Raw genomic sequence first — 25,738 nt, forward strand, 5'->3', positions numbered from 1 at the left:
TGGAAGCGCAGAACGTCAAGGCCAGTGGCGAACCGCAGGTAAATCATCAGCAGTGCCACGGGCGTTCGGGACGCGCCGTGGCATCACCTAATCCACGAGGCAGGTTCGACCGGCGAGATGCAAGACATTTGACCCCTACTTCCCCGCGGCCAAATCCAAAATCCAGCTAGACATTCGTGTAACCAGAGATGAAAGTCTTTTGTTTCCCGGTCTGCTCGTCGTACACATGACGAGATATCTTGCCGATGTTGCCGCCATATACGTGAATGCTGATCGACACGCTGTCGTCGTATGCATTCGCCACGCGGTGAATATCTCCGATCGATGGGGAAACCCGATCGATGTGGCCGGGCTCAAGAAGCTCTTTGCCGAGTGAACGCATCGGCTTGCCAGGCGCCTCGATCTCGAATCGCTCCGACGTCTCGGAACCACGAAGCATGCCGATGAGCGCCCAGACGGTGTGATCATGCACCGGGGTCTTTTGACCCGGACCCCAAACAAAGCTGACGACCGAGAATCGGTCGCGCGGGTCGGCATAGAGCAGATACTGGCCGTAATATTGAGGATGCGGCTGCGCGAACTCCTCCGGCAACCAGTTGTCCACGGCAACCAGCTCGCCAAGAAGCTTCTCTCCGGCGTCCAGAATTCGCTGCTCATTGTTGGCACCGGCATCGACGATTTCGGTCATTCCGGCGACAAAGTCGCTGAAAATCTTGGGAAGGTTCATTTGATGTCTCCTTTCTGGTGTTTAAGTCTTTAATTCATCTGAATCAGAGCAAGCCTGTTCCTCAGGCAACTTGCTGGGGCTGCATCGTCTGGGTGCCGTGCTCTCGCCCCATATTTCTCAAACCGTTCAGGACACTGACCCGACGGTCCGTTAGTGTCTTTCAATCCTCACAAGGCAAGTGTGCGCCGAACACCCTTGCGAAAAACCGGAGCTGCCTTTATCCAGGGTGAGCACATTGGGATTGCCGGCAACTTCCAGGGCATTCGGCCCTTCATTTTCCGGCTCGTACCACGCCCCGGTCGGCAGCATCAACACGCCCGGTCTGATCGCATCCGTAATGGAGGCAGATGCAAGGCACTGTCCGCGCGCATTCCATAGTCGCACCGCAGCGCCGTCGGATATGGACAATCGTGCCGCATCGGTTGGATGGATCCATACACGCTCACGGCCGTTATGCTTTGTCGCCACGCTGACGGGCGCCTCGTCCAATTGGCTATGAAGCTTGCCTGATGGCTGCCTGGAAATCAGGTGGAACTCCTCCGACTCGGCGCTGCCGAGCCACTCTGCGGGTGGAATCCAGGACGGAAACGGCGGACAGTCATCCAGGCAAAGGGCAGCGAGCTTGTCGCTACCCAGCACGATTCGTCCGCTTTCCGTGTTGAGGCGATGTCCTGCCGGATCGCGTCGGAACGCATCGAGATAAGTGAACATGGCCCGGGTCGGCACAGGCGTCGATCCTCGTTCCCAGAATTCTTCAAATTCCGGCAGGTCAATGCCCAACCTTTCCCGGGTGTGTCGCGCCGACCGTTCGTACATCATCCGGATCCACTGCATCTCGTCGCGCCCTTCGCTGAAAGCGCTTTCCACACCGAGGCAATCTGCGATTCCGCGGACGATGTCATAGTCGTTGCGAGCCTTTCCCAGGGGACGAATGGCCTGATGCATGGCAATCAGGTGGTCGGAGCGACGGTTCCCCGCAATATCGTTGCGCTCAATGGAAGTGGTCGCGGGCAGGACAATGTCGGCGCGACGGGCCGTCGCCGTCCACATCGGCTCCTGCACGATAATGGTCTCAGGGCGCGCCCACGCTGTCCGCAGTCGGTTCAAATCCTGATGGTGGTGAAACGGATTTCCGCCAGCCCAGTAGACCAGCCGGGTGTCCGGGTAGGTGTGCGTAATGCCTTCGTATGTGAACTGGTGCCCCGGCTCCAGCAGCAGATCTGCGATGCGCGCGCAAGGGATGAAGTCGGAATTGGGCTTGGCGCCCTGCGGAAAAGCCGGGGACTGCGCGCGGGAAAGGGGCGACCCCACTCCACCAAGGGAGCCATACCCAAAACCGACTCCAGTGCCGGGCAGCCCGATCTGGCCGATCACTGACGCCAGCGCAAGAGCGGCCCAGTATGGCTGCTCACCATGGTGGGCCCTTTGCAAGCTCCAGCTAACGGTAATCATGGACCGCGTGTCTACCAGGCGACGAGCGAGAGCTTTCAGAGCTTTTGCGTCGAGGCTCGATATTTGGGAGGCCCAGTCGGCGTCTTTCCGTACTCCGTCATTTTGTCCGGCCAGATATGCGAGGAATCGATCGACCCCGCTGCAGCACCGGCTCAGAAAATCCTTGTCGTGCCGATTCTCCGAGACGATCTCGCCGGCAAGGCCTAACATGACCGCGGCATCGGTATTCGGGCGCACGGGCAGCCACTCGGCCGGCACCCACTCCGGCAAATCGTCCCGCAGCGGCGAGACCAGGATGAACCTGACGCCGCTATCGACCATCGCGCGCAGATGGGATTCAAGCTGGTGGCGGGCTATACCGCCCGCTTCGCTCTGGGCCGTTCGCGGAGACAGCCCGCCGAAAACGACAACGGTTTGCGCGTGCCTGGCAACGGCATCGAGCGTGGTCGCACCACCATTGCATGCCTCGCTGTCGCCCAGCACGTGGCGGAGGATGACGGGACCGGCTGCAATGCTGTACGTGTCGACATGACCGGTATAGCCGCCGACCAGATTCAGCATGCGCTTGATCTGTGAGGGCGCATGATGAAACCGGCCACAACTGGTCCACCCATAGGAGCCCGCGAGGATCGACTGGTTGCCGAACTCGTGGCGGATCCGATTGATCTCGCTTGCGACGATTGCGTTGGCTTCTTCCCATGAAACCGGTACGAACGCGTCGTCGGATCTCCGCTCGCTTGGCCCGCGATTCGCGAGCCAGCTCTTGCGAACCATGGGTTCAGGGACTCTCTTCGACGACTCCGCCCAGTACTTCACCGACTGGATGACCGGCGACGGGGACGGGTCCTCGGCAAACGGCTCCACACCCACTACCTTGTTGTTCTCCACAAGCAGCGTGTAAGCTCCCCAGTGGCTGCAGTGGCTGAATCGCTGAACTGCCATCGATTTTCTCCTTCCTCGGTTCACTGCGGCGCTCGCGGTAGTACATCTGCGGCCCCGGACATCGCCTTAAGCACGCCGAGGATCCGATCCGCCACCAGTTCACAGACCCGCAGTTCAGAATCGGCGGTCACCCCAGCCACATGTGGCGTCAGCAGGAGATTGGGAACACCTACCAGCACGGAGCCGCCTGGAAGAGGTTCGTCGTCGAACACATCCAGGGCAGCCGCCTGGAGCATTCTTCCAGTCAAGGCGCGCGCCAGCGCTGCCTCGTCGACGATGCCCCCACGAGCAGCATTGATCAGCACTGCGTCAGGCCGCATCATGGCAAGCCGTTCGGCGTTGATGAGGTGACGAGTCTCCGGCATCAGGGGGATGTGCAGACTGACGACATCACTGCTGGCGAGCAGCTCGCTCAGAGGAAGCATTTCACACTTGAAGTCAATCGACGTCTCCGGCCGGAACGCCGGGTCATATGCCACCACGCGCATATCCAGCCGGCTAGCCAGCCGACCCGTCAACTGGCCGATTGAACCAAAACCCACCAGGCCTAAAGTACAACCGCGGGCCTCCCGTCCTTCAGGCTTTGCCGGACGGATCCAATGGCCCTCGGCCAGTGCATCACTGACGCTGTAGTGGGAGTACCTGAGCAGCAGCATGGCGCAGGTGACGACATATTCGGCCACAGACCTGGCGTTGGCCCCGATGGCCGGAATCACCTCGATACGGCGCGCCTGGCAGCCGGCAACGTCGATATTGTCGAGACCGACACCAAGGCGTCCAACAGCACGGCATTCGCCCAGCGCATGGAGGAGCTCACCCCTCACCTGCGTACGGTTTCGAACGATCAGCGCATGGGCATCCTGGGCGGCATCCAGAAGCTCCTCCTGCCGCATGAACAACGTAGGGTCGAACAGAACCTCGTGCTCCGCCCGCAGGCGCTCTAGCGCGCGGGGATGGATCAACTCCGGTATCAGGATCTTCATGTTTCCTCCTCGTGGTTCTGGGCGCGCGGTCACGCGGCCTCGACGGCGGCAGGAAGAAGACACTGCCACGCAGTCATGTCGCTCCCGCATTGAGCGTCCGTTGCACCGTCGAAGCCAATTTCACTCACGGATGTAAAGGGCCTACTTCAGTAGCCCGCTCTGCTTGAGAACCGGCGTGTACTTGCGGTAGTCAGCCCATGCTGCCTCGCGTGCGGCGGCACCGTCCTGGTAGGCGATGTCAAGAGCGTTATCCGCAGCGAACTTCTTGAACTCCGGCGTTTCCATGGCAGCTTTGGCGGCGTCGTGGATGTATTTCACTACATGCCCCGGCGTCGCTTTGGGCACGATGATGAGGTAACGCACGCCAAAGTCGGCCGAAACGCCCTGCTCCTTCATCGTTGGGACGTCCGGCAACCGGGACTGGCGCGTTTCACTGAAGGAGCCAAGGGCACGCATCTTCCCCGACTTCAGATACGGGACTGCCTCGATAGGCTGCGCAATCGCAGCCGTAATGTGCCCGCCCAGCAATTGGGGGCCGCCTTCCCCCCACCCTTTCTGGGCCACATCAATCAGCTGGACACCTGCCTGGCGCTCGAGCTGAAGCAAGTTGAGATGGCTCAGGGTCGTCACGCCCGGAAAGCCCACGCTGAGGCTTTCGGGGGATTTCTTGGCCGCCTGGAGCAACTCTTGGAGAGTCTGGTAGGGCGAGTTGCTTGGCACCAGCATCACTGGCGCGAAGTTGACGATATTGATGACTGGCGTGACATCGTCCGGCGATTTATATGACAACGCGTTGACCTGCGGCGACAGCGCCAGATTCGAATTTGGTACGAATGCGAACTGATATCCATCGGGCTTTGCCATCGCGAGCGTTGAAACCGCCAGACTTCCACCGACACCTGGCTTGTTTTCGACCACGATGCCAGCGGGGAACTTGGCCGCCATGATGGCGGCTAGCTTGCGCGTGACAAGATCGGCTGCGCCGCCCGGAAGATAACCGACCAATGCGGTGACCGGTCGGCTCGGGTAGACGTCCTGCGCCATCGCAGAGGACACTGCGGCGCTCAGGAGCAGCAGGGAAAGTATTGCTCGCATTCTTTGTCTCCAATCCATCTTATGTTTTGCCTGGAACCACTGAGGCCGCGCTCAACTGCCAAGGCTGACGAAGGTGGTGGTCATCTGCCGCTCCGCTTCGGGCGCGAGCGTCATGCCAAGGCCCGGTGCTGTCGGCACTTGGAAGCAGCCGCCGCGGGGCTGCAAGTCTTCGACAAACAAATCCCGGTTACACCCTTTCAGCGCATAGGTGTGGTGTTCATGGATCTCGAAGTTGGGGATGGCGGCTTCGAACTGCAGGGCGATCGCGGTGGCCAATGGCGATCCGCAGACATGGGCCTGCACCCCCACATCGAAGGTGTGCGCTAGATGGGCGATCTTGCAGGCCTCGCTGATACCCCCGACCAGGCCCACGTCGGGCTGGATCATGTCGAGGGACCCTGCCTCCAGGTAGGGCAGGAAACCCCAACGGGTATAGAGCCGCTCGCCAGCGGCAATCGGCACCGGCGATTTGCGCGCGGCACGATTGTGCGCATGCGCGCCGTTGTAATGGGTTGGCTCCTCCATGAACAGAATCCCGAGGTCCTTCAGTGTTTCCGCCGCTTGCAGTGCGCCAGCCGTGGACGTGAAGGAGTGCAATTCCAGAATGATGTCGGCATCGGGACCAATCCCGTCGCGTACGGCTTCCATGCGAACCCTGAGCATCCGACGCTGCTCTGGCGTCAGAATGCCGCGCAGCTTGGCAGCGCGACTGCCGTCAGGTGCAATCATCAACGGATCGACCTTGACGCAGTCATAGCCTTCCTCGCGCGCGCGGACAGCGGCTTCGCGATACCGTGCCGGATCGACGAGGTTTACCGTTTCCTCGGCCCAGTCGAACTGCAGTTGGCTGGCATAGCAGCGCAGCGGCGATGGTGTGTCGGCTCCGAGCAGCCGATGCACCGGCAGGCCAAGCGCCTTACCCTTGATGTCCCATAGTGCCGCGTCGAGCGCGCTCATTGCACCGAATACCACGGGTCCGCCCCCTTCCGCCCAGAAGGACTTGCGCAGCATCCGCTCCCAGATGGATTCCGTGGAGAACGGGTCGTGGCCCAACACGAAGCGCTGACCCAGGGCCAACACCATGGGTCCTGCCGCCTGGGCCCCGGTACCGTAGGCCATGCCGACTTCACCCAGTCCAGTGACGCCTTCGTCGGTGTGGATTCTGGCGAACACGTGATGCCAAGAGGCTATTCCACCTTGCCCGGACAGTTCGGCCTCGAGCACTTCAATCTTCGTGATTTTCATGATGGTCCTCCGCTCTCAGTTACTCGACTCGGATGTTCGCGTCACGCGCCACGGCGCTCCAGCGATCGACTTCGCTCAGCAGCAGCTTTCGAAGGACCTCCGGATTGCCGCCACCCGGCTCGGCACCTTGCCGCCTCCATTGCTCAACGAACGCGCCGTTTGCGAAAGCCCGGGCAGTTGCGGCATTCAGCGCGGCGACCACCTGCGACGAAGTGCCGCGTGGCGCGAACAGCCCGTACCAGCTTGCCGCGTCATAGTTCGACACGCCCGATTCGGCGATAGTGGGAAGATCGGGCAGGGTGCGCGACCGCTGCCTGGAGGTCACCGCCAGCGCGCGCACGCTGCCGCTGCGCACATACTGCAGAGCGGACGGCATGGTTTCAAAGTAGACCTGGATGGTGCCGGAGATCAGGTCGACAAGCGCGGGACTGGAACCTTTATAGGGAACATGCATCATCCTGGTTCCCGTGACGGCCTTGAACTGCTCCGCCATCAGGTGGTGAAGCGTGCCCGTGCCGGGCGACCCGTAAGCAAGCTTGTCGGGATTCGCCTTCAGATAGGCAATGAGCTCGGCGACATTCTTCACCGGCAGCTTGTTGGTCACCAACAGCACATGATCCACTCGCCCGAGAAAGCTGACCGGCGCCATGTTGCGGATGTCGTACGGCAGCGAGGGATAGACGGTTTGCGCAATCGCGTGATGCGCCGCCCCAAACAAGATCGTGTAGCCGTCCGGCTTGGCCCGCGACACCGCGTCCGCGCCGATGGTGCCCCCTGCGCCAGCACGATTCTCAACGATGATGGATTGGCCAACCTCCCTGGAAAGCTGCGCCGCGACGAGTCGCGCAAGGATATCGACGGTGCCTCCTGGCGGAAACGGAGCGACAAGTCGCACCGGTGAGGCAGGGTATGACGTCTCGGACGCCGCGCGCACGTCCGCGAGCGGAGCCATGGACCCCGCTCCGATACAGGACATGGCTTTGATGAAGTCTCTGCGTTTCATGTCTTTTGTCTCCTCCTGGTTCTGCGACCAGCGTTACTTCGCGAGATAGCCGTGTCGCGTCTGAGGCAGTTTCATCTCAAGGATGCTCGCCGCAACCTGCGTTCTCAGGATCTGCGCCGTGCCGCCGGCGATGGTGAACATCCGGGCGTCCCGGACGTGCCGCTCCATCGGGTTGTGGCGACCATAGCCGGACGACCCATAGAGTTGCAGCGAATCGTTGGTGACCTTGTTGGCAGTTTCGGCGGCGAAGATCTTTGCTCGGGCGGCCCGGGCCATGTCGGGAAACTCTTTCCCGCTGCAAGCGGCGGAGTGCAACAGCAATCGCGCGGCCTCCAGCTGCACGGACATATCGCTGATCATCCACTGCAGGCCCTGGAATTCGGCAATGGGGCGGCCGAACTGCTCGCGGGATTTCGCATACCGCACGCCCTCCTCGAACGCGCCCTGCGCGATGCCGAGCGCCACAGTTCCCGCTCCGACGCGTTGCGCGTTATACGCGTTCATCAGTGAAGCGAAACCACGCTGCAAGCCGCCAGGTGGCACGACCAGCATGGATTTATGGATCTTCAGATCACGAAATTCGATATGCGTCTCAGGGATGCCACGGACGCCCATCGCGTAGAGACGGCGGCCAGTCACCAGGCCATCCGGGCTATTGCCATCGCGCATGCAGATGAAGGCGCCGATTCCCTGATCGACACCGTCATCGAACACCCGTGCAAAGATCAGATGCAGTCGCGAGACGCCTCCGCCGGTGATCCAGTACTTTTCCCCATTCAGGATGTAGTCGTCCCCAACCCGGTCCGCTCGCGTCGTCATTTCGCTTGCTGCGCTACCGGCATTCGGCTCGGAAATGCAGATGGCGGGCTTGTCACCGCTGAGCACGGCCGCTGCAGCGATTTTCCGCTGTTCATCGGTGCCATAGCGCAGGATCGCGCCGATCGCACCCATGTTGGCTTCGACAGTAATGCGACCCATGGTGGCACAGGCCTTCGCCATCTCCTCGATGACGATGACCGTATCGTGGTAGCTGCGGCCTTTTCCCCCAAGTTCCTTTGGGATCGTCATTCCCATGAAGCCTTCTGCAAGCAGCCGGTCCACGTTCTTCCACGGATAGGCCTCGGTAACGTCAGTGTCCGCGGCAGTCGGTCCGAAAACGTTCTGCGCCAGGTCGCGTGCTGCCAGTTGCAGCTCTTTTTGTTCAGAGGTCAGTTCGAACATGCTTATCTCCATTTTTCCTTTAGTTGCCCAGCCAGTCTTTCAGGATCGCGTCGCGATGCTCATCCAGCCGTGGCGGGGGTTTTCGATAGGTTGCAGGCGTCTCGGACAGCTTCAGGGGGTTCGCGAGCAGCCGCAGATGACCGTCCTTTGCCCATTCACAGGGAATCCGGATCTCCGCGCCACGCGCCTTGACATGAGGATCGTTAAAGACATCCTCGAGGTTGTTGACAGGGCCGCATGGCACACCCGCGTCTTCCAATGCGGCGAGCCACTCGGAACGGGCACGCGTGCGTAAGGCAACGGCGACCCGCTCGCAGACCGCCTCGCGATTTGCCACTCGTGCCGGATTGGTTCGAAAACGCTCGTCCGATGCAAGGTGCACGAGGTCTGCGACGCTGCAGAACCGCTCGAACTGGGCGTCATTGCCGATCGCGAGAATCATTGGAGCATCGGCGGCGTCGAACACCTGGTAGGGCACGATATTGGGATGCCCGTTGCCCAGCCGCTGCGGGAGAACGCCATCTGCAAGGTAATTGGTTGCGCCGTTCACAAGCCATGCAATCTGCGAGTCCAGCAGCGACACGTCGATGTGCTGGCCACGTCCATGCATTGCGCGATACTGAAGCGCGGCGAGAATACCGACCGTGGCATACATGCCGGTCATGACATCGGCGATACCGACACCGACTTTCATCGGCTGGCCGTCAGGTTCGCCCGTGAGGCTCATGATCCCGCCCATCCCCTGGATGAGAAAGTCATAGCCTGGGCGCCCGGCGTACGGGCCGGTCTGGCCGAAACCCGTGATCGAACAGTAGATCAGCCTGGGGTACTGCTCCTTGAGCTGTTCATATGACAGTCCGTAGCGCGCCAGCCCCCCGACCTTATAGTTCTCCACGAGCACGTCGGCGTGCTTCAGGAGTTCGTGAATCAGGACGCGCCCCTCGTCTGACGCCAGATCGATGGCGATCGAGCGCTTATTGCGATTTGCGCTGAGGTAGTACGCGCTCTCCTTCGTGGGATTCCCGGCAGTGTCCTCGATATAGGGCGGGCCCCATTTCCGCGTATCGTCGCCCTCCTCGGGACGCTCGACTTTCACTATGTCGGCGCCCAGGTCGCCAAGAAGTTGGGTAGCGCTTGGACCGGCGAGAATCCGGGAGAGGTCCAGGACCTTGATACCGGCCAATGCCAGGCGGTCAGAAGGCACGTTCATTCCGCACCTCGCAAGCATTTGAGTCCGGTGAGCAAACGCCTTCTACGGCAAATTTGCGATCTTGCATCCCACTGCATCGCATGACGAAATCTCCTTTCTGATCATGCGATGATTCTAAGAATCGGTGTCTGACAACCTCAATTGAATTACGGCGCAAGGATAGGAGAAACCCTAGGCATGTGGACAAATGCAAGCGATGGTCAACGCGTGATCGCAAGCCTGTTGCCTACCAGGCTGCAGAATGTCCTTGCGTGTTTGAGGGTGGTATGCCGGAGCTGTCCTGCCGAGCGCATCTTGCGCTTCGTTGCGCAAGCGTGGGCAGTACACCGGCTCACATCCGCGTTGCGGAAACGGAGCGAAGATATTCGGTAGCAGATGATGCTGGACTGCCCGCTTGGCGCCGGTGCGGCTGCGGTTGCGCTGCCTGATTCAACACGGGCGGCAGGTGAATGCCTGAGCGGCTGTGCCGCCTTGAACAGGCGGTGACCCTATGACCAGGCCAACGCTGTCACTTGCGAAGGGCAATGGCTAACATCTCAGCGGTAGCGCAAAGGGTCTCACCTGCCTTGAGTGTCATTTCGACCCACACCTTGCGCCCTTCGATGGATTTAAGAACCCCTGACACCGTCAGTTCCCGAGACTGTGGAGTGGGAGCCAGGAAGTTGACGTGGAGTGAGGCGGTGACGAACCTGCCCAAGGGTCCGTCGGGGTCCTCCGAGTGCTGCCGATGAAAGGAGGCAGCGGCAGCTGCACCGTGGCAATCGAATAGTGATGCGATCATCCCACCATAGACGTTCCCAGGCACGCCACCGCTGTACATCGCGTCCGGAGTAAAACGGGAAACAGTTTCGGCTCCGGTCAAATAGGTCTTGAGCCCGTGACCATATGGGTTCGCCACGCCGCACCCATAGCAGTGACTGTTCTCGGGAGAATATTCTTTCTGAATCCAGACGTCAGCGTGCTCGATATTACTCATGGTCAAGGGCAATAGTGGCTGTCTCCCTGCTTCGCTGTGGATGTCAGCCATTGGTCTAAGCAATGGTTCCGAGGCTAAGACCGATGCCGCTCATGTGCAATTGAATCGCTTTTCAATGCCCTCCAGCGAACACGGGCTGGAAGACGTCCCGTTTAACGATAAGGCCTGGCCTAATACCTCGCCACACTGAACCGCTTCGCTTCCTGCCACAGCGCCTTGGCTGCGGGAGATAGCTTGTTCTCGCTCAGGCATGCCAGGCCGATACTACGGCGGGTCCGGGGCTGAAGCGGTGCATACAATACTCCCGGATATGAATCAGGCACCGCCAGCCGCGCCAGGATGGAGACCCCTTCACCCCTGGACACATACTCGAGGATGGACATGATTTGCAGCAACTCGTGCGCGATAGTCGGGCGACAACCATGTCGCGCAAATAGCCTTTGAATGAGTTTCTGAGAACCGGCTCGCGTCATGATGAAAGGAAACCGGGTTACGTCGGCGAGCTCGACTTCTTGCTGGGAGGCAAGCTCATGGTCGGCGGGCAAGACCGCAACCAGTTCGTCGACCGCCAGGGTAATGGTTTCGAAGTCTGGCTTTGGCAACGTGACAGCAGCCAGCTCGATGCGTCTCTCGATCAGGTCCTGGCTGGTTTCCTCGTCCGGCCGCTCGGTAACCACCACACTGACGCCGGGATACTTGCCCCTGAACTGTTGTAGCAAAGCAGGCAACGCATGCAGCGACGCACTTGCGCCAAATGAGCCAATGCGTATCAAACCAGTCTTCAGTTCTGCGCCGGCACGTGCGGTGGCAGTGACGAGTTGCAACGAAGCAAAGACGTCCCGTACGTGAGGGAGTACCTGTTCACCAGCGAAGGTCAAAGACAAACCGGTTTGGTTTCGCTCGACAAGCTGGACGCCAAGTGCGTCCTCCAGCGCCCTCAATGCGTGACTGGTGGCGGATGGCGTCATGCCTAGCTTTGCCCCAGCGCCCGCAATTCCATCGGAAGAGACTAATGCGAGAAGAAGCTCCAGTTGCCGCAGTGTAGGGAGCTGAGGTCTTTCAGACTTGCGCATCGACGATCCATAGGCTGTATTGAGGTCAGTTTCATCCCTTCCCCCGGATCGTTGAAACTAAACTCATTACTCAGCGGTGTCAATGGAGCTGACCCTCTTCTTGGCTTCGCCGGGACCACATGGCTTCGCCGGGACCACATCGGGGCACATATCAAGCAGGTAGCGCAGGACCTGGTCGAGGTCTGCCAGCCTTGCAAGGATGTGAGGCCAGCAAGGCAGACCGCGCCTCGTGCATGCGGGCCTACAGGATCTCTTCGGCCGCGAGGAATGAAGCTTCAATCCGGGCCGACACAGCCAGATGAACTACCTGCGCAATTTGCGACGGCAAGACGCCAAGTGCTCGGGCCGCATCCACATGGCGCTCCATACAATACACACATTGGGTGATTGTCGAGCAGCCAATGGCAAGCAGTTCATAGTCGAGCTTGGACAGTGGCAGCCCGTCCTTGTGCATTTCACCGAGCATCTTCGTCAGCCGGTCGAAATCGCCTGGCGACGACCTGCGGAATTGCGTCATCAATTCCCGGTCTCTTTTGATTTCCGAAACTGCCGAAGAGACGGCGGCACCGTCTGCGTCCCCATTCAGGTACTTGTAAGCCAGTCTGCCATAAGCTACCGCTGCACCGGCTCGCAAAGCCGTTGCAACGCTCACCGCTTGCTCGATCTCCTCTCGCGCGAGGATGCCTTCTGCCTCGCTTCTGCAAGTTCGCAGCATTTCCCTACACGGTATCGCGACTGCAATAGCGATCCGAACCAAGACCCGCTGGCGGGGCGACAGGGCCCCATCCGTGTCACCGGATGCATGCAGGTGCAGCCTGTGTGCTTCAAATGCTTGCACATAGTTCGATGCCGGACCCTTTATCCTGGAAACGACCTCGTTGAGGCTCGCAGCAGCGGTCATTGTCTCTTCCTCCCTATCATGGTTATATACTCGCGAAAGGCTATCGCGCGGGGAATCCCATGAGCAATTGAATTAAAACTCAATCGGCGGAAGGGGCTGCGTTTGCCGCAGCAGCCGCGGTTGGTCCGCGCGCCGAAAGCACGTCCGGGCGCCGGTCAGTGCATCATCAGACCACGAACAAGCACCGAAGCACCGCTGGCGCAGAGAAAAACCAGTAGCGCACGCTTCACGGCGTCTGCGGAAATGTGTCGCCGCAGGCGGGATCCGGCAGTCAGCCCGACCAGACCGAACGGCATCGCAAACACGGCGCTACGCAACAGTTCCTCCTGTTGCAGAAGTCCCCCGCCAGCAAACGCCAGGAGGCGCATTACCGCGCTGAACAGGATCACGGCCGCGATGGTTGAGCGGAACTTGCCGATCTCCGGCAGACGTCTGGACAAATACATGGTGTACACAGGCCCGCCGGTACCGAACAAGGCGCTGAATACGCCACCGATAACGCCTGCCGGCACCGACCAGCCCTTTGCGGCGCAATCCATGCGAGCGGAGGAAGCCATCAGCGTGCGCGCCGTCATGGCCAGGACAAACAGCCCAAGGCCAACCAGCAACCAACGGGATTCGACCTTGGCCAGGACGGTGGTCCCAAGCGCCACGCCGACCATCATGAAAGGGACCAGATGCAACAGCTCCGTTCGCGACACCGAATTCCAGTTGTGCAGGCCAACGACCGTGGTTGCCACGAGATCAAGCAGAAGCAACATCGGAACCACTACTTGCAGCGGAAGGAACTGCACCAGGATGGGCACTGCAATCATCGCCGCACCGAAGCCCGTGAGGCCGAACACTGTGTAAGCGCCAGCAATTGTCGCACCTAGAATCGCATAGTGTTCTGCGCCCATCGTGGCTCCGGTGAGATTATTCTTCTATGTCCTGCTACAAGTTAATCCCGGCGCGTTGGCGGCCGACGGTTAAGGTGCAATGTCCTCCGCCCGATCCTTGGGGGCTGCTCACGCATTCACTGCACCGGTTAGTTGGCAGAGATCTTTCGCTTTGCCACCAAGACCTTCCAGCGCCCGGCTTCCTGAGCGATCTCTTCGGGGAGCCTGCCCTTCGGAGTCAGCGTCTTGGTCATGCCTTGGGAGGCCAGATAGCGCTGCATGCTCGGTTCTGCTGCCGCCTTTTCGAGGTCGGCATACATCTTCGCCGTCAGCCCTTTCGGCGTGCCAGCTGGGGCCATCAGTGCAAACCAGCCGTAAAACGTGAAGCCTTGCAGGCCCGCCTCCGCGACGGTGGGAACGTCTGGAAGCAGGGTTGACCGTTCCTTGCCCGTCACGGCAAGCGCCCGCAAGCGGCCGCCCTTCAGAAGCGGCGAGATAGCGTTGATGTTGCCCACAGTCATGTCTACCGTACCGGCCATCAGATCCGAGTAGGCGGGGCCCTCTCCCTTATAGGGCACATGGACGACGTCGATGCCGGCAGCCTCGGCAAAAGACTCGCTGGCCATATGGACCTGGCTCCCGTTGCCCGCCGACGCAAAGGTCAACTTGCCCGGATTAGCCTTGGCGTAGCTGATGAGTTCCGCGATCGTCTTGGCGGGAACCTTCGTATTGACGGTCACCACCATCGGGCCGCTGGCGATCTTGCTGATCATCTCGAAGCTTTCGGCAGAGTACGGCAGCTTCTGATAGATAAAAGGATTGACCGTGAACATGCTGCCGGAGGCCAGCAACAGCGTATAGCCATCGGGAGCCGACTTCGCAACGACTTCGGCACCAACGGCACCGCCAGCACCTGGCCGGTTGTCCACCACAACCGGTTGCTTCCATTGCTTGCCGAGTTCAAGGGCCACGGCTCGCGCCAGTAAATCGGTCGCACCACCCGAGGCGAATGGGACAACCAGGCGAATAGGCTTGCTTGGCCATTCCTCGGCATGCGCAGGAACCATATAGAGTGGCGCGATCGCGAACGCAAACATGGTCAACGCCGTGGACGTGCGGGAGCGCGCCGCATGGGTGGCTCGGCACCGCTCCTTCAAAATGGGATGTTGCCGCATGCGGCACAACCACTGTCGCCAGTGTCCAAGCCAATACTTGACGGCTTTTCGCGTGCGTGTTGAGTTCATCGTTGTCTCCTTTGTGGCGTCGCCCTTGTTTTGCGACTATCGTCTACGGTGTTGCGTTTCTTTTTTGTCGATCCTAATAACAAGGTCCATCAGATGGAAACGGAATATGGAACTTACGTTGATCAATTAAAGTTGTTATCTTTTTTAGAAAAAAAGCACTCCTCCCACCATATTCAACGGCGAGTGCGACTAACCAACTCTGGACTTCATGGAATGACTATCCGCTTCGATATGGATTCAGGAATTCCGACATCGACGGGGAGATCGGCCGTGCCGGATGTGAAACAACCGATAGCAGTCGCGTCAGCCGCGGAAACTCCGTACGCAGTTCAACCAGCGTCCCCTTGTCAAGCATGCCCTGCACCAGGATCCTGGAAAGGCAACTGATACCCAGGCCAAGCTCGACTGCGTACTTGATAGCCTCGGAGCTTCCAAGCACCGCTTTCGGGCTGAGCGGGCCCAGGTAGGGATGCAATGCGCTCCCCACCGCGTCTCGCGTGCCTGATCCCTCTTCGCGAAACAGCCAGTCCGCCTGCTGAAGCTCAAGGCCTGATACCGCCTGGCCGGATGCACGTTGGGCGACAGCCAGCCGGTTATGGGGCGACGCGACGATGACGAGTTCATCATCGCGCCATCTGTAGCTGAGCAATTCCGTTGCAGGATTTGGTCCCTCAATAATGCCGACGTCGACACGCGTCTCTGCAACGAGGCGAATTACTTCCTGTGAATTCCCGATCTGGGTATCCACGCGTCGTTCTGGATAATTGATATGATAGTTAGCCAGCATCTCTGGAATCAGATAATTGCCAATGGTAGTGCTGGCCGCAATTTTCATGTGACACGTGGCTTCCCCGCCGGAAAGCTCGCGTTCGATGGCGCGCGCCTCCAAAATCAGGTGGGTCGCCCGCTCCTGGAGCGCCCGGCCGGCATCGTTCAGCACCAGACGCTTGGATACGCGATCGAACAACGTTACCCCAAGGCTTTGCTCCAGCTCATTTACCGCCGAGCTGACGGCCGACTGCGACAGCGCCGCTTCCTCCCCTGCAGCAGATGTAGATCCTGTCCTTGCAACTGCCGAGAACAGTTCCAACTGCCGGAGTGAGAATCGTACTGCCGCCATGGTCAGCCCTTCTGCACCAGCCTCGGACGACCGCCGTCGGGCGTACTCGCCGGTGACGTGACATCCGTTAACGCGTCCAGCAGCAGCTTCGACAAGTGCGCGCGCGGATTGTCACGCGGAACCAGGATGCCGAGGCGACGCGTCAGCGGCGGCGTACCGAACGGAATCGTACGGATCGTCGCCGGGAACTCGTTCTCGACGCCGCGGGCTGGTACCACCGAAGATCCGAGGCCATTGGCCACCATCGCGATGACGCCCTCGAGTGTGTCGATTTCCATCGTGGAACGAACGGCAATCTGTCGCCGCACCATCTCCTCCTGCACAAGCAGGCCGACACGAGCCGTGCGGTTGAATCGCACGTAAGGGGTCGTTTCCAACACCCCTTTGTCCGAATCTCCACGCGTCGTGACATGCGTGATCACCACGAACTCTTCGTTAAAGAACGGCATGAATTGCAGGTCCAGGCGTGGCACCTCCGGCTCCGTCACGACCGCAACATCCAGCTGCCGCCGGTACACGGCCCTCTCCAGATCGTGGGTAAGCCCGGTAGTCAGGTGAATGTCGATGCGGTGTCCCTGCTGGTGGAGCCGCTTCAATGCCAGCGGCAATACTCCCGATACGCAGGTATGGACGGAGCCGAGCTTGAGCACGCCTCCGGCGGCTTCGCGCTTGAGCGCGGCGGACATGCTCTCCCAATGTGTCAGCAGGTCGCGCGCACGGTTCGTGAACGCGAGGCCTGCGTCCGTCAACACGGGCGGCCTGCGGCTCCGATCGAAGATCGTCATGCCGAGCTCCTCTTCCAGGGAACGCATTTGCATGCTCACCGCCGAAAGGGAAAGCCCGATGGCATTGCCCGCCTCGGCAAAACTGCCTCGGTCCGCAATGGCTACCAGTGTGTAGAGTGTCTTGACGTCCATGGCTGACAAAGTGATGTGTGGTTCAAGCCGCTAGCTCGCTGCGCCGTCATTTTGCCGCATGGGCGGGCATCGTCCCTTATATCCCCAGCAGGCGACGAGCGTTCCCTCCCATCACCTTCTCCATGTTCTCGGGGCGGATCGGCAACGTCTCGAACCATCGCTTGTAGTCCCGCACCGGGCAGAACGGGAACGAGCTTGCGTACAGCATGCGGTCGGCCAGGAAGGAATCAGCGGCCTTCACATACTCCTCCCAACCGGGCATCCGCGAAAAGTACATATCGGGCGAAAGGTACATGTTCGGGCGGCGGAACGCGATGTGCAGGATCTCCGTCACCCAGGGCCAGCCACCGTGAACGACGACGACGTTGAGCTTCGGAAAGTCGGCCAGGACCCGATCGGTTCGAACCGGATCGGAGTAGCTCAGGTCCGGCCCGGCCGTGCCGCCCACCATCATGATCACGGGCACGTCCAGGTCTTCGCAGTGTGCGTAGATCGGATACAGGCGACGATCGTCCGCGTACATGGGAATCGGATACGAGCCCGGTTCGATGTTGATCGCTTTGAAGCCGCTGGCGACCGCTTCCGAAATGGTCTTGCACGCAGCCACGCGGTTAGTCGGATCGATCGATGCCGCACCGATGAAGCGTCCCGGATAATCGCGCACGATTCGCGCCACGTCCTCGTTGGACACGCTTCCCAGCGTTCCGGCGAGGCGCCCCACCACGACACCCTTGTCGACGCCGGCTTCTTCCATTTCCGCGAGCAGCAGCTCCATCGATTGCTGCTGCGCGGCAGGCGACGGCTCAAAGCCCACCGTCCTTGTAAAGCCGTCGCGGCGCTCGCCAGCCGAGTACATCAGCGTATCGAGAAAGCCACCGAGGGGCGGTCGGAGTCTGAAATCAATGATCATGTCTTGTTCCTGGCTGGTCTGCTACGGGAATGGGCTTACATCACCTCGTTCTTGCGGTCATCCGTTTCGCCGTACCGGTGCAACGCCGGCGGCTTGAGACCGACGTACAGCTTTTCGATCCCGGCATTGATCACCTCTGCATGCTGTGCAAACAGCGAATTGCCGTCCAGATCGCTCTCGACGATGAACGGCCCAAAGTTCTCGACCTCGAACATCCACATCGCCTGCGCAATGCCGAGTTCGTCGAGCCAGAACACGTCCTGCACCCGCTTGATGCCTCTGCCGAGCAGCGCCCCCGTGCCATAGCCTACGGTCGTCAGATAAATGGCGCCGCCGGGCGCCAGCACGCGCTTGTAGTCGTCGGCAGGCATGCCACCCTTGCCGATAAAGATCCGGCATTCCGTCTTCTCCATCCACTTCGGAATCCATTTGGAGAACCGGAAGCTTGCCGTCGCTGTTACCGCGCCGATGTTGTAGCCGCCATCTTCATCGGGTGCCGCCGCCGGTGAGCAATGGAAGTTGACGTTGCTGAGCCCACGCAGCTCTACCGGCGGCTCCCGGCCTTCATCGAGCACCTTCTTGTAGACGCCTTCCCGCGCTGTGTAGATCACACCCGTCAGATACACGGCCGATCCCAGCTCAAGCCTTGCGATGTCTTCCGTGGTCGCGGGCAGGTTGATGTGGAAGACCTTCAGTTCATCGTCTTGCGGGTTTACCATTCGACCGTCTCCCTGCGCAGATAAGGGGTGAACCACTGTGGGTCCGTGCGATATTCGATGTTGCCGTCCGCATAAATTCGCGCCGTGGCGCGTCGCGAAGACAGGCAGAATGTGTGAAGGCTGATTGGCATGCCGCCCGTATGGGTATGCCCCACCTCGATATGGCAGTCCACGACCATCGACGAGCCCACGAAGCCCATGGCGCCCATGCCGATCGAGTTACCCAGCTTCATCAGCTCGAGCTCGAGTTCGGCGATCTTCGGATCGGGGTTGCGATCACCCACCACGCGCAGACATGCCGCCTGCTTGCCGAGTTGCATGCAGGTGTCCTTCGACCCGCCCAGGCCGATGCCGACAATGGCCGGCTGGCATGCCAGGCCGCGCTTGCCAAAGGCAATCAGCGTGTCAAGGACGAACCGCTTGATCCCATCGATCCCGTCGCCCGGGAACAGCATCCGGTAGTCGGTGCCGAACAGCCCGCCCTTGTGCACGGTCGTGATGTCGACCCAGTCGGCGTCCGGTTCGAACGACCAATCGATCTCGGGCGCATTGATGCCGACGTTGTTGTTGTTATCGGTACGCCAGAGCGGGTGCACGCGGTTCGGCCGTAGCGGAACGGCCAGCGTGGCGTCGGCGGTGGCCTTGCGCAGCGCACGCTCGACGGCGACGAAGCCGCGCTGCATGGAAGCGTTGTTGCCGACCTTGACGTAGTAGCGCGGCAGTCCGGTGTCCGCACACATGGGCCGGCGGTCCTGGTCAGCGGCTTCCCAGTTATCCTGCATGGCGTGGATCACGAAGCGCGGGAGCTTTCCCGTTTCGGTCTTCTGCAACGCCTGGATGCCCTGCTTGTAGTCTTTGGGGATCTCGATCGCGGCGCGCTTCATGATCTCGAACGCGGCTTCCTCGACCCGATCGATAGAGATGGTCATCGTAGCGGTCCTCTATGCTGCAACTTTTGGGGGTTGACCGGCCTCACCGGTGATCAGTGACGTGCCCGGCTTGACGATGTCGAACTTCACCGGAACCATCTCCAGGCGGATATCGTCGCCGTCCGCGGTCACGCGGGTGTAGCGGCTGGTGTGCAGGTCACCGGGCTCCGGAAAGTCTTCGCGGAAGTGGGCGCCACGGCTGTTCTCGCGTGCCAGCGCGGAAACGGTAATCACGCGCGAGATGTCTACTAGGCTCTGCAGGTTGAGCCAGTCGTGCCAAGTCACGCTGTAGCGGCGCTCGCCATCGGGTACGCCCATGCCCAGCAGCGCGTCGCGATGCGCGGCGACGGAATCCAGGCCCCGGCGCATCGCCTGTTCGTTGCGCAGGACGCCAACGTCGTCCCACATCGTCTGCGCAAGCGCATCGCGCAATTCATGAATGGCGCCCGGCGTCTTCGAGAACGGGTACTCGGCGCGTTCGATGCCGCTCAAGATGACGCGCCGGTCCGGCTCCTTCCAGTGCTGGACGCCAGAAACATACGCGGCCATTGAGTCGCCGGCGATGCCGCCGAACACAGTCGAGTTCGCCACGCCGTTGCCGCCCAGGCGATTGGCTCCATGCACGCCGCCGCAATCCTCGCCAGCGGCGAACAGGCCGGGCGAAGCGGTGCTGCAGTCCACATTGAACTCCACACCTCCCATCAGGTAATGGGCCGTCGGTACCACCTCGACGCGACCGCCGGCAAGGTCGAAGCCGCAGTCCTTGCAGCGATTGACCATCCCCGGGAACGTCTTGGCCACCTTCTCGGGCCCGAGGTGGCTCATCTGGATGAAGATGCCGCCCATCGGGCCGCTCCTGCCGGCACGCATTTCAGCATAGATGCCGCGGCTGACCACGTCTCGCGTCGCACGCTCGCCGCGGGCATCATAGTTGGTCATGAAGCGGTCGCCGTTGCCATTGATCAGCCAGCCGCCCGCACCTCGCAAACCTTCTTCAAGCACCGTGCCGGTCATGCGAGTATCCGGGCCGCCGAGCAGCCCCGTCGGATGAAACTGGACCATCTCCATGTCCCGCAGGCTCAGGCCATAGCGCATGGCCATCGCGAGGCCGTCGCAGGTTTTATCCCCTGAGGGCGTGTGGTAGCGGTACATGGTCGGACCTGCGCCCGTGGCCATCAGCACGGCCTTCGCCTGTACGAAGCGATAAGTGCCGCGACGCATGTCGATGAACAACACGCCAGCGATACCAGAGCCGTCGGCTGCGGGAACTAGCTCGATCGCGCGGTGCTCCTCCATTTCTTCCACATCGAGGGCCCGCACCTGCTCCATTAGCCGATTGATGATCTCGATACCGGTCAGGTCAGCCTTGTGGACTGTGCGGTCAAAGCTCTGGCCGGCAAAGGCCTTCTGGTGCAGCGTGCCATCGGGATTGCGGTCAAAGAAGCACCCGATCTCGTTTTCCAGTTCGCGGACACGTTCTATCGCCCCTTCAACAAGCCGCCAGGCAAGGTCCTGGCGGGGCAGCCACTTGCCACCTTCGATCGTGTCCATGAAATGACGCTCGACCGAATCTCCGACCGACAGTGCCACGTTGTAGCCGCCCTGGACCATGCGCGTGCAGCCGCATTTTCCAAGCAGGCCCTTGACCGCCACAGATACTTTGAGCGCGGGATTTGCCTTTTTTGCGTGCAACGCCGCGAATAGCCCTGCCCCTCCGGTACCGAGGATCAGGATGTCTGTCTTGTGGTTCTCGATTTGCATTCAGATTACCCCCAGGGCAAAGATCACGCCGACGAACAGCGACAGCGCACCGCCCCAGCTGATCCATGACAGGCGTGCGTCTCGAGTGGAACTCCATGGCAGCAATTCCAGCGCCAGCAGTCGCAGCCCGAAGCACATGTGAATGGACAACAGCAACACTAGGCCCCATTCGCCGAACTTCACCGCGCCCATGTCGGCAAATTTCAGGAACGCGTCCATGCGCGCATGCTCGTCCAGTGCGAGTCCGAGGACATAGAAGTGCGCTGGGAGGAAGATGCCCAGTGCCAGGCCGGACAGACGGTGCCCGAGAAAGGCCCAATAGGCGCGGTGATTTCTTGGCGACTTCATGACAGCAGACCTCCCACTGCCGCCACGGCGCGCATGCCCATCGACAGCAGCAACAGTCCGAACAGCAAACAGCACACGGACGCTGCGCCACGGCTCAGCCGGGCCCATTCGATCAGAATGTTGCGCAGCCCGATTGGCACGTGGACCGCCACGCTGATCACGAACAGCGAGTAGAACGGAATCCAGAGCAGACTGCCCTGCGTGCGGGAAAGTATCTCGGCAGCAGTCAAGCCGCCACGGACTGCATAGAGAATCACGCCCAGATGCACGAGCACGAATGGCGCCATGACCATTGCGCTGAGACGCTGGAGTGCGAACAGACGCTGCTCCATGGTCAGTCACCTCCCTTCAGGAATTGCAGCAGCGCATTTTTCTTGAGCCCTGCAATGCTGCCCGTCGGGCTCAGGCTCACAGGGCAGTGCGTCATGCAATTGCCCTGCGTATGGCAGGAATTGCAGCCGCTACCCGACGTCGCCTTCTTCAGCACGTCCTTGGGATCGGCATGGCGTTCGTCGTTGAACAGGGTCCACGCCCGGTTCAGCGCGGCGGGTCCGAGATACTCCTTGTCCCATGACACGACGTCGCACGAGGCATAGCAAACGCCGCAGTTGATGCATTCGATGGCGGCGTCGGCCATCTTGCGCTTCTTGCTAGTCGGAGACACCGCTGCCGGCGGATCGTGGCGCGTCGCCGTGCCGACGAACGTATTGCCGGCCTTCTTCCATTTGTCGAAGAACTCCGACATGTTGACCACCAGGTCCTTGATGCGGGGCATGTTGCGCAACGGCTCGATGACGATCACGCCATCCTCTTCTACGCGGCTGACGTGCGTCCGGCAGGTCCAGCGTGGCTTGCCGTTCACAGTCATCGCGCAGGATCCGCAGACGCCCACCCGGCATGCGAAGCGGTAGGACAGCGTCGGATCGATGCGGCGCTGCACTTCGGTCACCACGTCTAGAACGGTCTGGTTCTCGCGCCACGGCACTTCATAGGTTTTGAAATCGCCTTCGCCGGTGCCCCGGGCAATGCGTACCGTAAGCGTGCGTTGCGCGGCCTTTGTCGCCTCCATCACTCTCTCCCGTTTCCTTCAATGCGCTGACGCGCCAACCTGTCTTGCGCGTGAAGACCGTCGCAGGATGGCCTTCCATCTGATGTTCGGCCGTGGTCTTCTGCAGTTGAGTTGAAACAAGTTTAAGTAATCGATATTTCTGAATCAATAATATATAGCTTGATATTTTTTGAACTTATAGGCGAAAAATGACGCTTAGCTCACCCGTTGCGCAAAGTGTTCAGAGAAGGTGCGGCGTCGTCGAGGAAAAGCCTTGCGCGAAGGTTTCTCGCAAGTAGTCCACAAAGACCTGCGAGACCCGCGAGGCGTGGGCCGAATAGGGTCGAATGGCGTAGAGCCAGTCTCCGAATGCGCCGGTAGAGCGCCACTGCGGCAGAACCTCGATGAGTCGACCTGTTTCTAGAGCAGACTGTGCACTGAAGTCCGGCAGCAGCGCGATACCCAGGCCTTCGATCGCGGCATCGCGCAAGGCTTCGCTGTTGTTGACGGTCAGGGGCCCTGTGACTGGCACTGTCACAGGGTCAGCGTGCCTGACATTGGACTCCACCACCGCAGGGACAAAGGTCCAGGTTGGCGTTCCCTGCAGCCGGGGATAGTGCAGGCACGCGTGCTCTGTCAGCGCTTGCGGCGTCTCGGGAGTTCCGCTGCTGCGCAGGTAAGCGCGGCTTGCGACAACAACCGTGCGTGTTGTCGCGAGCGTCCATGCCACGTGGGTTTCCGGGGGCGTAGACGTATGCCTGACCGCAATGTCGAAGCCCTCCTGGGCCAGCGGCCGCAAACGATCCGACATGTCGAGTTCGAGTTGGATCTGCGGATACCGGCGCAGGAAATCAGGCAGGCGAGGTACCAGCTGCTGCCTGGAAAATGCCACCGGCGCGGTGACACGCAGGAACCCTCTTGGCGCTCCGGCCAGGTCTCGGACATTGGCATAACCTGTGGCGATCTGCTCGAATGCGCCGCGCATGGCATCCACCAGTTGCCGCCCGGCATCGGTCAGCGTTGCGCTGCGAGTGGTCCGCTGGACCAACGTAATGCCCGCCGCCTTCTCGAGATCCGTGATGTGCTGGCTCATGGACGCCTTGCTGACGCCGAGGCGTGCGGCCGCCTTGCTGAAGCTGCCCTGCTGATGCAGTATCACAAGCCAGTGCAGGTGCTCCCAAAGTTCCTCGACGTTGTCCTTGCGCATGCAATACTCCTAGATCGGCACATTCAGATAGGGATATTTCATATCTATAGCATGCTGGTATCAAAAATTCCTGAACAGTTAGTTCGGCGTTCGATGACTAGCCGTTGACAGGGGCCCTTCATAAACTCCAGACATCGAAAACGCGGCGGGCATGCATATCCCGCCGGTACTGACAGGAGATGCCCGTGACTACGCCCTACACCAACCCCGCAGACGTCATTCATTTCGTTGCCGGCGAGCCGTACGAAAGCAACGGCAAGCGATCGCAAGCGGTGTTCAATCCCGCCACCGGGGCCGTAGCGCGCCAGGTCCGCCTGGGCACGGGCGAGGACGTGAATGCCGCCGTGGCTTCCGCGCTGGCCGCTTTTCCGAAGTGGGCCGACACCCCGCCAATTCGCCGGGCCCGCGTGATGCTCAAGTTTCTGGAACTGATGAACCGGCACAAGGACGAACTGGCCGCGATCATTACGGCGGAGCACGGCAAGGTGCTAAGCGATGCGGCCGGCGAAGTAAGCCGCGGCATCGACATCATCGAGTTCGCCTGCGGCATCCCTCAACTGCTCAAGGGCGACTTCACGGACCAGGTCTCGACCGGCATGGACAACTGGACCATGCGCCAGCCGCTGGGCGTGGTGGCTGGCATCACGCCGTTCAACTTCCCGTGCATGGTTCCGTGCTGGATGTTCCCCGTCGCCATCGCGGCAGGCAACTGCTTCATCCTGAAGCCCAGTGAGCGGGATCCTTCGGCCTCGCTCTTCATGGCACGCCTGCTCAAGGATGCGGGGCTTCCCGATGGAGTCTTCAATGTCGTCCAGGGCGACAAGACCGTCGTGGACGCCCTGCTGCATCACAACGACGTCAAGGCCGTGAGCTTCGTCGGGTCCACGCCCATCGCGAATTACATCTACGAGACTGGCGCCAGGCTTGGCAAGCGGGTTCAGGCGCTGGGCGGCGCAAAGAACCACATGGTTGTGATGCCCGATGCGGACATCGATCAGGCCGTGGACGGACTGATCGGCGCAGCATACGGCTCGGCCGGCGAGCGCTGCATGGCTATCTCCGTGGCAGTGCTCGTCGGCGACGTGGCAGACAAGATCATCCCGAAGCTGGAAGCCCGCGCGCGCGAACTGGTCATCAAGAACGGCATGGAGGCGGACGCCGAGATGGGCCCCGTCGTGACCGGCCAAGCGCTCGAACGCATCGAAAACTACATCGCCCTCGGTGTCGAAGAAGGCGCCAGACTTCTGGTCGACGGCCGCAACTACAAGGTTCCTGGTCTCGAGCAGGGATTCTTTACCGGCGGAACGCTGTTCGACAACGTGACCCCGGACATGCGGATCTATAAGGAGGAGATCTTCGGTCCGGTGCTCTCATGCGTGCGCGTGGATGACTTCGCGCAAGCCGTGAAGCTGGTCAACGCACACGAATTCGGCAATGGCGTGGCATGCTACACCCGCGATGGCCAAATCGCACGCGAGTTCTCGCGGCGCATCGAAGTCGGTATGGTCGGCATCAATGTACCCATCCCTGTTCCAATGGCATGGCACGGCTTCGGAGGCTGGAAGCGTTCACTGTTCGGTGACATGCACGCCTACGGCGAAGAAGGCGTCCGCTTCTACACGCGCCAGAAAAGCATCATGCAACGCTGGCCCAACGATACGGCTCGTGGAGCTGAGTTCGCGATGCCCACTGCGAAATGATATCGCGAAGGGATCGACGTCGCGGCGAACAGCCTGGCGTCGATCCCACCGCAAATATGGCACAGCCTTCGCGCCAACTTCCCGCAAACGGTCGTATTAGAAAGTGGGCGCACCAACAGCGGCGCCGGT

24 protein-coding genes are annotated in these 25,738 nt (G+C 60.7%); 1 reads left to right on the top strand and 23 read right to left on the bottom strand.

The genetic code is table 11. The annotated features are described in order from the left end of the window. Positions 1-166 precede the first annotated feature (166 nt). The 23 genes from ACAD63_RS34980 to ACAD63_RS35090 form a co-directional block, all read right to left on the bottom strand. A complete protein-coding gene (locus ACAD63_RS34980; protein ID WP_434034842.1) occupies positions 167-727 on the bottom strand; it encodes a cysteine dioxygenase in 561 nt (186 codons plus the stop codon). Between the two features lie 150 nt (positions 728-877). Next, on the bottom strand, positions 878-3,121 hold the full coding sequence (locus ACAD63_RS34985) for a molybdopterin-dependent oxidoreductase (protein ID WP_434034843.1): 2,244 nt from the start codon (positions 3,119-3,121) through the stop codon (positions 878-880). 20 nt (positions 3,122-3,141) lie between these two features. Then, positions 3,142-4,104, bottom strand: a complete 963-nt coding sequence (locus ACAD63_RS34990) for a hydroxyacid dehydrogenase (protein ID WP_434034844.1) — start codon at positions 4,102-4,104, stop codon at positions 3,142-3,144. 141 nt (positions 4,105-4,245) lie between these two features. Beyond that, positions 4,246-5,199: a tripartite tricarboxylate transporter substrate binding protein gene (locus tag ACAD63_RS34995; protein WP_434034845.1), complete on the bottom strand. Its 954-nt coding sequence runs from the start codon at positions 5,197-5,199 to the stop codon at positions 4,246-4,248. A gap of 51 nt (positions 5,200-5,250) precedes the next feature. Next, complete coding sequence (locus tag ACAD63_RS35000; RefSeq protein WP_434034846.1) at positions 5,251-6,444, bottom strand: mandelate racemase/muconate lactonizing enzyme family protein; 1,194 nt, start codon at positions 6,442-6,444, stop codon at positions 5,251-5,253. A gap of 19 nt (positions 6,445-6,463) precedes the next feature. Beyond that, positions 6,464-7,447, bottom strand: a complete 984-nt coding sequence (locus ACAD63_RS35005; RefSeq protein ID WP_434034847.1) for a Bug family tripartite tricarboxylate transporter substrate binding protein — start codon at positions 7,445-7,447, stop codon at positions 6,464-6,466. Between the two features lie 33 nt (positions 7,448-7,480). Further along, entirely contained in the window at positions 7,481-8,668 is a 1,188-nt protein-coding gene (gene acdA / locus ACAD63_RS35010; protein ID WP_434034848.1) for a 3-sulfinopropanoyl-CoA desulfinase, read from the bottom strand. A gap of 19 nt (positions 8,669-8,687) precedes the next feature. Next, on the bottom strand, positions 8,688-9,878 hold the full coding sequence (locus ACAD63_RS35015; RefSeq protein WP_434034849.1) for a CaiB/BaiF CoA transferase family protein: 1,191 nt from the start codon (positions 9,876-9,878) through the stop codon (positions 8,688-8,690). Between the two features lie 508 nt (positions 9,879-10,386). Then, entirely contained in the window at positions 10,387-10,854 is a 468-nt protein-coding gene (locus ACAD63_RS35020) for a PaaI family thioesterase (protein WP_434035085.1), read from the bottom strand. A gap of 170 nt (positions 10,855-11,024) precedes the next feature. Next, positions 11,025-11,927 (bottom strand): LysR family transcriptional regulator, encoded by a 903-nt coding sequence (locus ACAD63_RS35025; RefSeq protein ID WP_434034850.1) that lies wholly within the window; start codon positions 11,925-11,927, stop codon positions 11,025-11,027. A gap of 241 nt (positions 11,928-12,168) precedes the next feature. Next, positions 12,169-12,828 carry a carboxymuconolactone decarboxylase family protein gene (locus ACAD63_RS35030; RefSeq protein ID WP_434034851.1) on the bottom strand — a complete coding sequence of 220 codons (660 nt, stop codon included), beginning with the start codon at positions 12,826-12,828 and terminating at the stop codon, positions 12,169-12,171. Between the two features lie 155 nt (positions 12,829-12,983). After that, positions 12,984-13,727, bottom strand: coding sequence for a sulfite exporter TauE/SafE family protein (locus ACAD63_RS35035; protein ID WP_434034852.1), 744 nt, complete (start codon positions 13,725-13,727; stop codon positions 12,984-12,986). Between the two features lie 128 nt (positions 13,728-13,855). Continuing rightward, positions 13,856-14,950 (bottom strand): Bug family tripartite tricarboxylate transporter substrate binding protein, encoded by a 1,095-nt coding sequence (locus ACAD63_RS35040; protein WP_434034853.1) that lies wholly within the window; start codon positions 14,948-14,950, stop codon positions 13,856-13,858. 217 nt (positions 14,951-15,167) lie between these two features. Then, positions 15,168-16,070, bottom strand: a complete 903-nt coding sequence (locus tag ACAD63_RS35045) for a LysR family transcriptional regulator (RefSeq protein ID WP_434034854.1) — start codon at positions 16,068-16,070, stop codon at positions 15,168-15,170. A gap of 2 nt (positions 16,071-16,072) precedes the next feature. Further along, a complete protein-coding gene (locus ACAD63_RS35050; RefSeq protein ID WP_434034855.1) occupies positions 16,073-16,987 on the bottom strand; it encodes a LysR family transcriptional regulator in 915 nt (304 codons plus the stop codon). A 76-nt stretch (positions 16,988-17,063) separates the two neighbouring features. After that, positions 17,064-17,897, bottom strand: a complete 834-nt coding sequence (locus tag ACAD63_RS35055) for an amidohydrolase family protein (RefSeq protein ID WP_434034856.1) — start codon at positions 17,895-17,897, stop codon at positions 17,064-17,066. A gap of 35 nt (positions 17,898-17,932) precedes the next feature. Beyond that, positions 17,933-18,616: a fumarate hydratase C-terminal domain-containing protein gene (locus ACAD63_RS35060; protein WP_434034857.1), complete on the bottom strand. Its 684-nt coding sequence runs from the start codon at positions 18,614-18,616 to the stop codon at positions 17,933-17,935. After that, positions 18,610-19,545 (bottom strand): fumarate hydratase, encoded by a 936-nt coding sequence (locus tag ACAD63_RS35065; protein WP_434034858.1) that lies wholly within the window; start codon positions 19,543-19,545, stop codon positions 18,610-18,612. Before ACAD63_RS35065 ends, ACAD63_RS35060 begins: the two co-directional genes overlap by 7 nt. 12 nt (positions 19,546-19,557) lie before the next feature. Then, complete coding sequence (locus tag ACAD63_RS35070; RefSeq protein ID WP_434034859.1) at positions 19,558-21,306, bottom strand: L-aspartate oxidase; 1,749 nt, start codon at positions 21,304-21,306, stop codon at positions 19,558-19,560. Next, positions 21,307-21,654: a succinate dehydrogenase gene (locus ACAD63_RS35075; protein WP_434034860.1), complete on the bottom strand. Its 348-nt coding sequence runs from the start codon at positions 21,652-21,654 to the stop codon at positions 21,307-21,309. Continuing rightward, on the bottom strand, positions 21,651-21,986 hold the full coding sequence (locus ACAD63_RS35080) for a succinate dehydrogenase (protein WP_434034861.1): 336 nt from the start codon (positions 21,984-21,986) through the stop codon (positions 21,651-21,653). Before ACAD63_RS35080 ends, ACAD63_RS35075 begins: the two co-directional genes overlap by 4 nt. Positions 21,987-21,988: 2 nt before the next feature. Then, positions 21,989-22,723, bottom strand: a complete 735-nt coding sequence (locus ACAD63_RS35085; protein WP_434034862.1) for a succinate dehydrogenase/fumarate reductase iron-sulfur subunit — start codon at positions 22,721-22,723, stop codon at positions 21,989-21,991. Positions 22,724-22,943: 220 nt separating this feature from the next. Next, a complete protein-coding gene (locus tag ACAD63_RS35090; protein ID WP_434034863.1) occupies positions 22,944-23,909 on the bottom strand; it encodes a LysR substrate-binding domain-containing protein in 966 nt (321 codons plus the stop codon). A gap of 179 nt (positions 23,910-24,088) precedes the next feature. Here ACAD63_RS35090 and ACAD63_RS35095 point away from each other — a divergent pair, with 179 nt between their 5' ends. After that, entirely contained in the window at positions 24,089-25,609 is a 1,521-nt protein-coding gene (locus tag ACAD63_RS35095; protein WP_434034864.1) for a CoA-acylating methylmalonate-semialdehyde dehydrogenase, read from the top strand. Positions 25,610-25,738 lie beyond the last annotated feature (129 nt).

The sequence above is a fragment of the Cupriavidus sp. a3 genome, assembly GCF_051015765.1.
Classification (GTDB): Bacteria; Pseudomonadota; Gammaproteobacteria; order Burkholderiales; family Burkholderiaceae; genus Cupriavidus; species Cupriavidus oxalaticus_A.

Bases quoted from the DNA above. Each gene is read 5' to 3' on its own strand.
- ACAD63_RS34980 (WP_434034842.1), bottom strand. From the start codon at position 727: ATGAACCTTCCCAAGATTTTCAGCGACTTTGTCGCCGGAATGACCGAA.
- ACAD63_RS34985 (WP_434034843.1), bottom strand. From the start codon at position 3,121: ATGGCAGTTCAGCGATTCAGCCACTGCAGCCACTGGGGAGCTTACACG.
- ACAD63_RS34990 (WP_434034844.1), bottom strand. From the start codon at position 4,104: ATGAAGATCCTGATACCGGAGTTGATCCATCCCCGCGCGCTAGAGCGC.
- ACAD63_RS34995 (WP_434034845.1), bottom strand. From the start codon at position 5,199: ATGCGAGCAATACTTTCCCTGCTGCTCCTGAGCGCCGCAGTGTCCTCT.
- ACAD63_RS35000 (WP_434034846.1), bottom strand. From the start codon at position 6,444: ATGAAAATCACGAAGATTGAAGTGCTCGAGGCCGAACTGTCCGGGCAA.
- ACAD63_RS35005 (WP_434034847.1), bottom strand. From the start codon at position 7,447: ATGAAACGCAGAGACTTCATCAAAGCCATGTCCTGTATCGGAGCGGGG.
- acdA (WP_434034848.1), bottom strand. From the start codon at position 8,668: ATGTTCGAACTGACCTCTGAACAAAAAGAGCTGCAACTGGCAGCACGC.
- ACAD63_RS35015 (WP_434034849.1), bottom strand. From the start codon at position 9,878: ATGAACGTGCCTTCTGACCGCCTGGCATTGGCCGGTATCAAGGTCCTG.
- ACAD63_RS35020 (WP_434035085.1), bottom strand. From the start codon at position 10,854: ATGAGTAATATCGAGCACGCTGACGTCTGGATTCAGAAAGAATATTCT.
- ACAD63_RS35025 (WP_434034850.1), bottom strand. From the start codon at position 11,927: ATGCGCAAGTCTGAAAGACCTCAGCTCCCTACACTGCGGCAACTGGAG.
- ACAD63_RS35030 (WP_434034851.1), bottom strand. From the start codon at position 12,828: ATGACCGCTGCTGCGAGCCTCAACGAGGTCGTTTCCAGGATAAAGGGT.
- ACAD63_RS35035 (WP_434034852.1), bottom strand. From the start codon at position 13,727: ATGGGCGCAGAACACTATGCGATTCTAGGTGCGACAATTGCTGGCGCT.
- ACAD63_RS35040 (WP_434034853.1), bottom strand. From the start codon at position 14,950: ATGAACTCAACACGCACGCGAAAAGCCGTCAAGTATTGGCTTGGACAC.
- ACAD63_RS35045 (WP_434034854.1), bottom strand. From the start codon at position 16,070: ATGGCGGCAGTACGATTCTCACTCCGGCAGTTGGAACTGTTCTCGGCA.
- ACAD63_RS35050 (WP_434034855.1), bottom strand. From the start codon at position 16,987: ATGGACGTCAAGACACTCTACACACTGGTAGCCATTGCGGACCGAGGC.
- ACAD63_RS35055 (WP_434034856.1), bottom strand. From the start codon at position 17,897: ATGATCATTGATTTCAGACTCCGACCGCCCCTCGGTGGCTTTCTCGAT.
- ACAD63_RS35060 (WP_434034857.1), bottom strand. From the start codon at position 18,616: ATGGTAAACCCGCAAGACGATGAACTGAAGGTCTTCCACATCAACCTG.
- ACAD63_RS35065 (WP_434034858.1), bottom strand. From the start codon at position 19,545: ATGACCATCTCTATCGATCGGGTCGAGGAAGCCGCGTTCGAGATCATG.
- ACAD63_RS35070 (WP_434034859.1), bottom strand. From the start codon at position 21,306: ATGCAAATCGAGAACCACAAGACAGACATCCTGATCCTCGGTACCGGA.
- ACAD63_RS35075 (WP_434034860.1), bottom strand. From the start codon at position 21,654: ATGAAGTCGCCAAGAAATCACCGCGCCTATTGGGCCTTTCTCGGGCAC.
- ACAD63_RS35080 (WP_434034861.1), bottom strand. From the start codon at position 21,986: ATGGAGCAGCGTCTGTTCGCACTCCAGCGTCTCAGCGCAATGGTCATG.
- ACAD63_RS35085 (WP_434034862.1), bottom strand. From the start codon at position 22,723: ATGGAGGCGACAAAGGCCGCGCAACGCACGCTTACGGTACGCATTGCC.
- ACAD63_RS35090 (WP_434034863.1), bottom strand. From the start codon at position 23,909: ATGCGCAAGGACAACGTCGAGGAACTTTGGGAGCACCTGCACTGGCTT.
- ACAD63_RS35095 (WP_434034864.1), top strand. From the start codon at position 24,089: ATGCCCGTGACTACGCCCTACACCAACCCCGCAGACGTCATTCATTTC.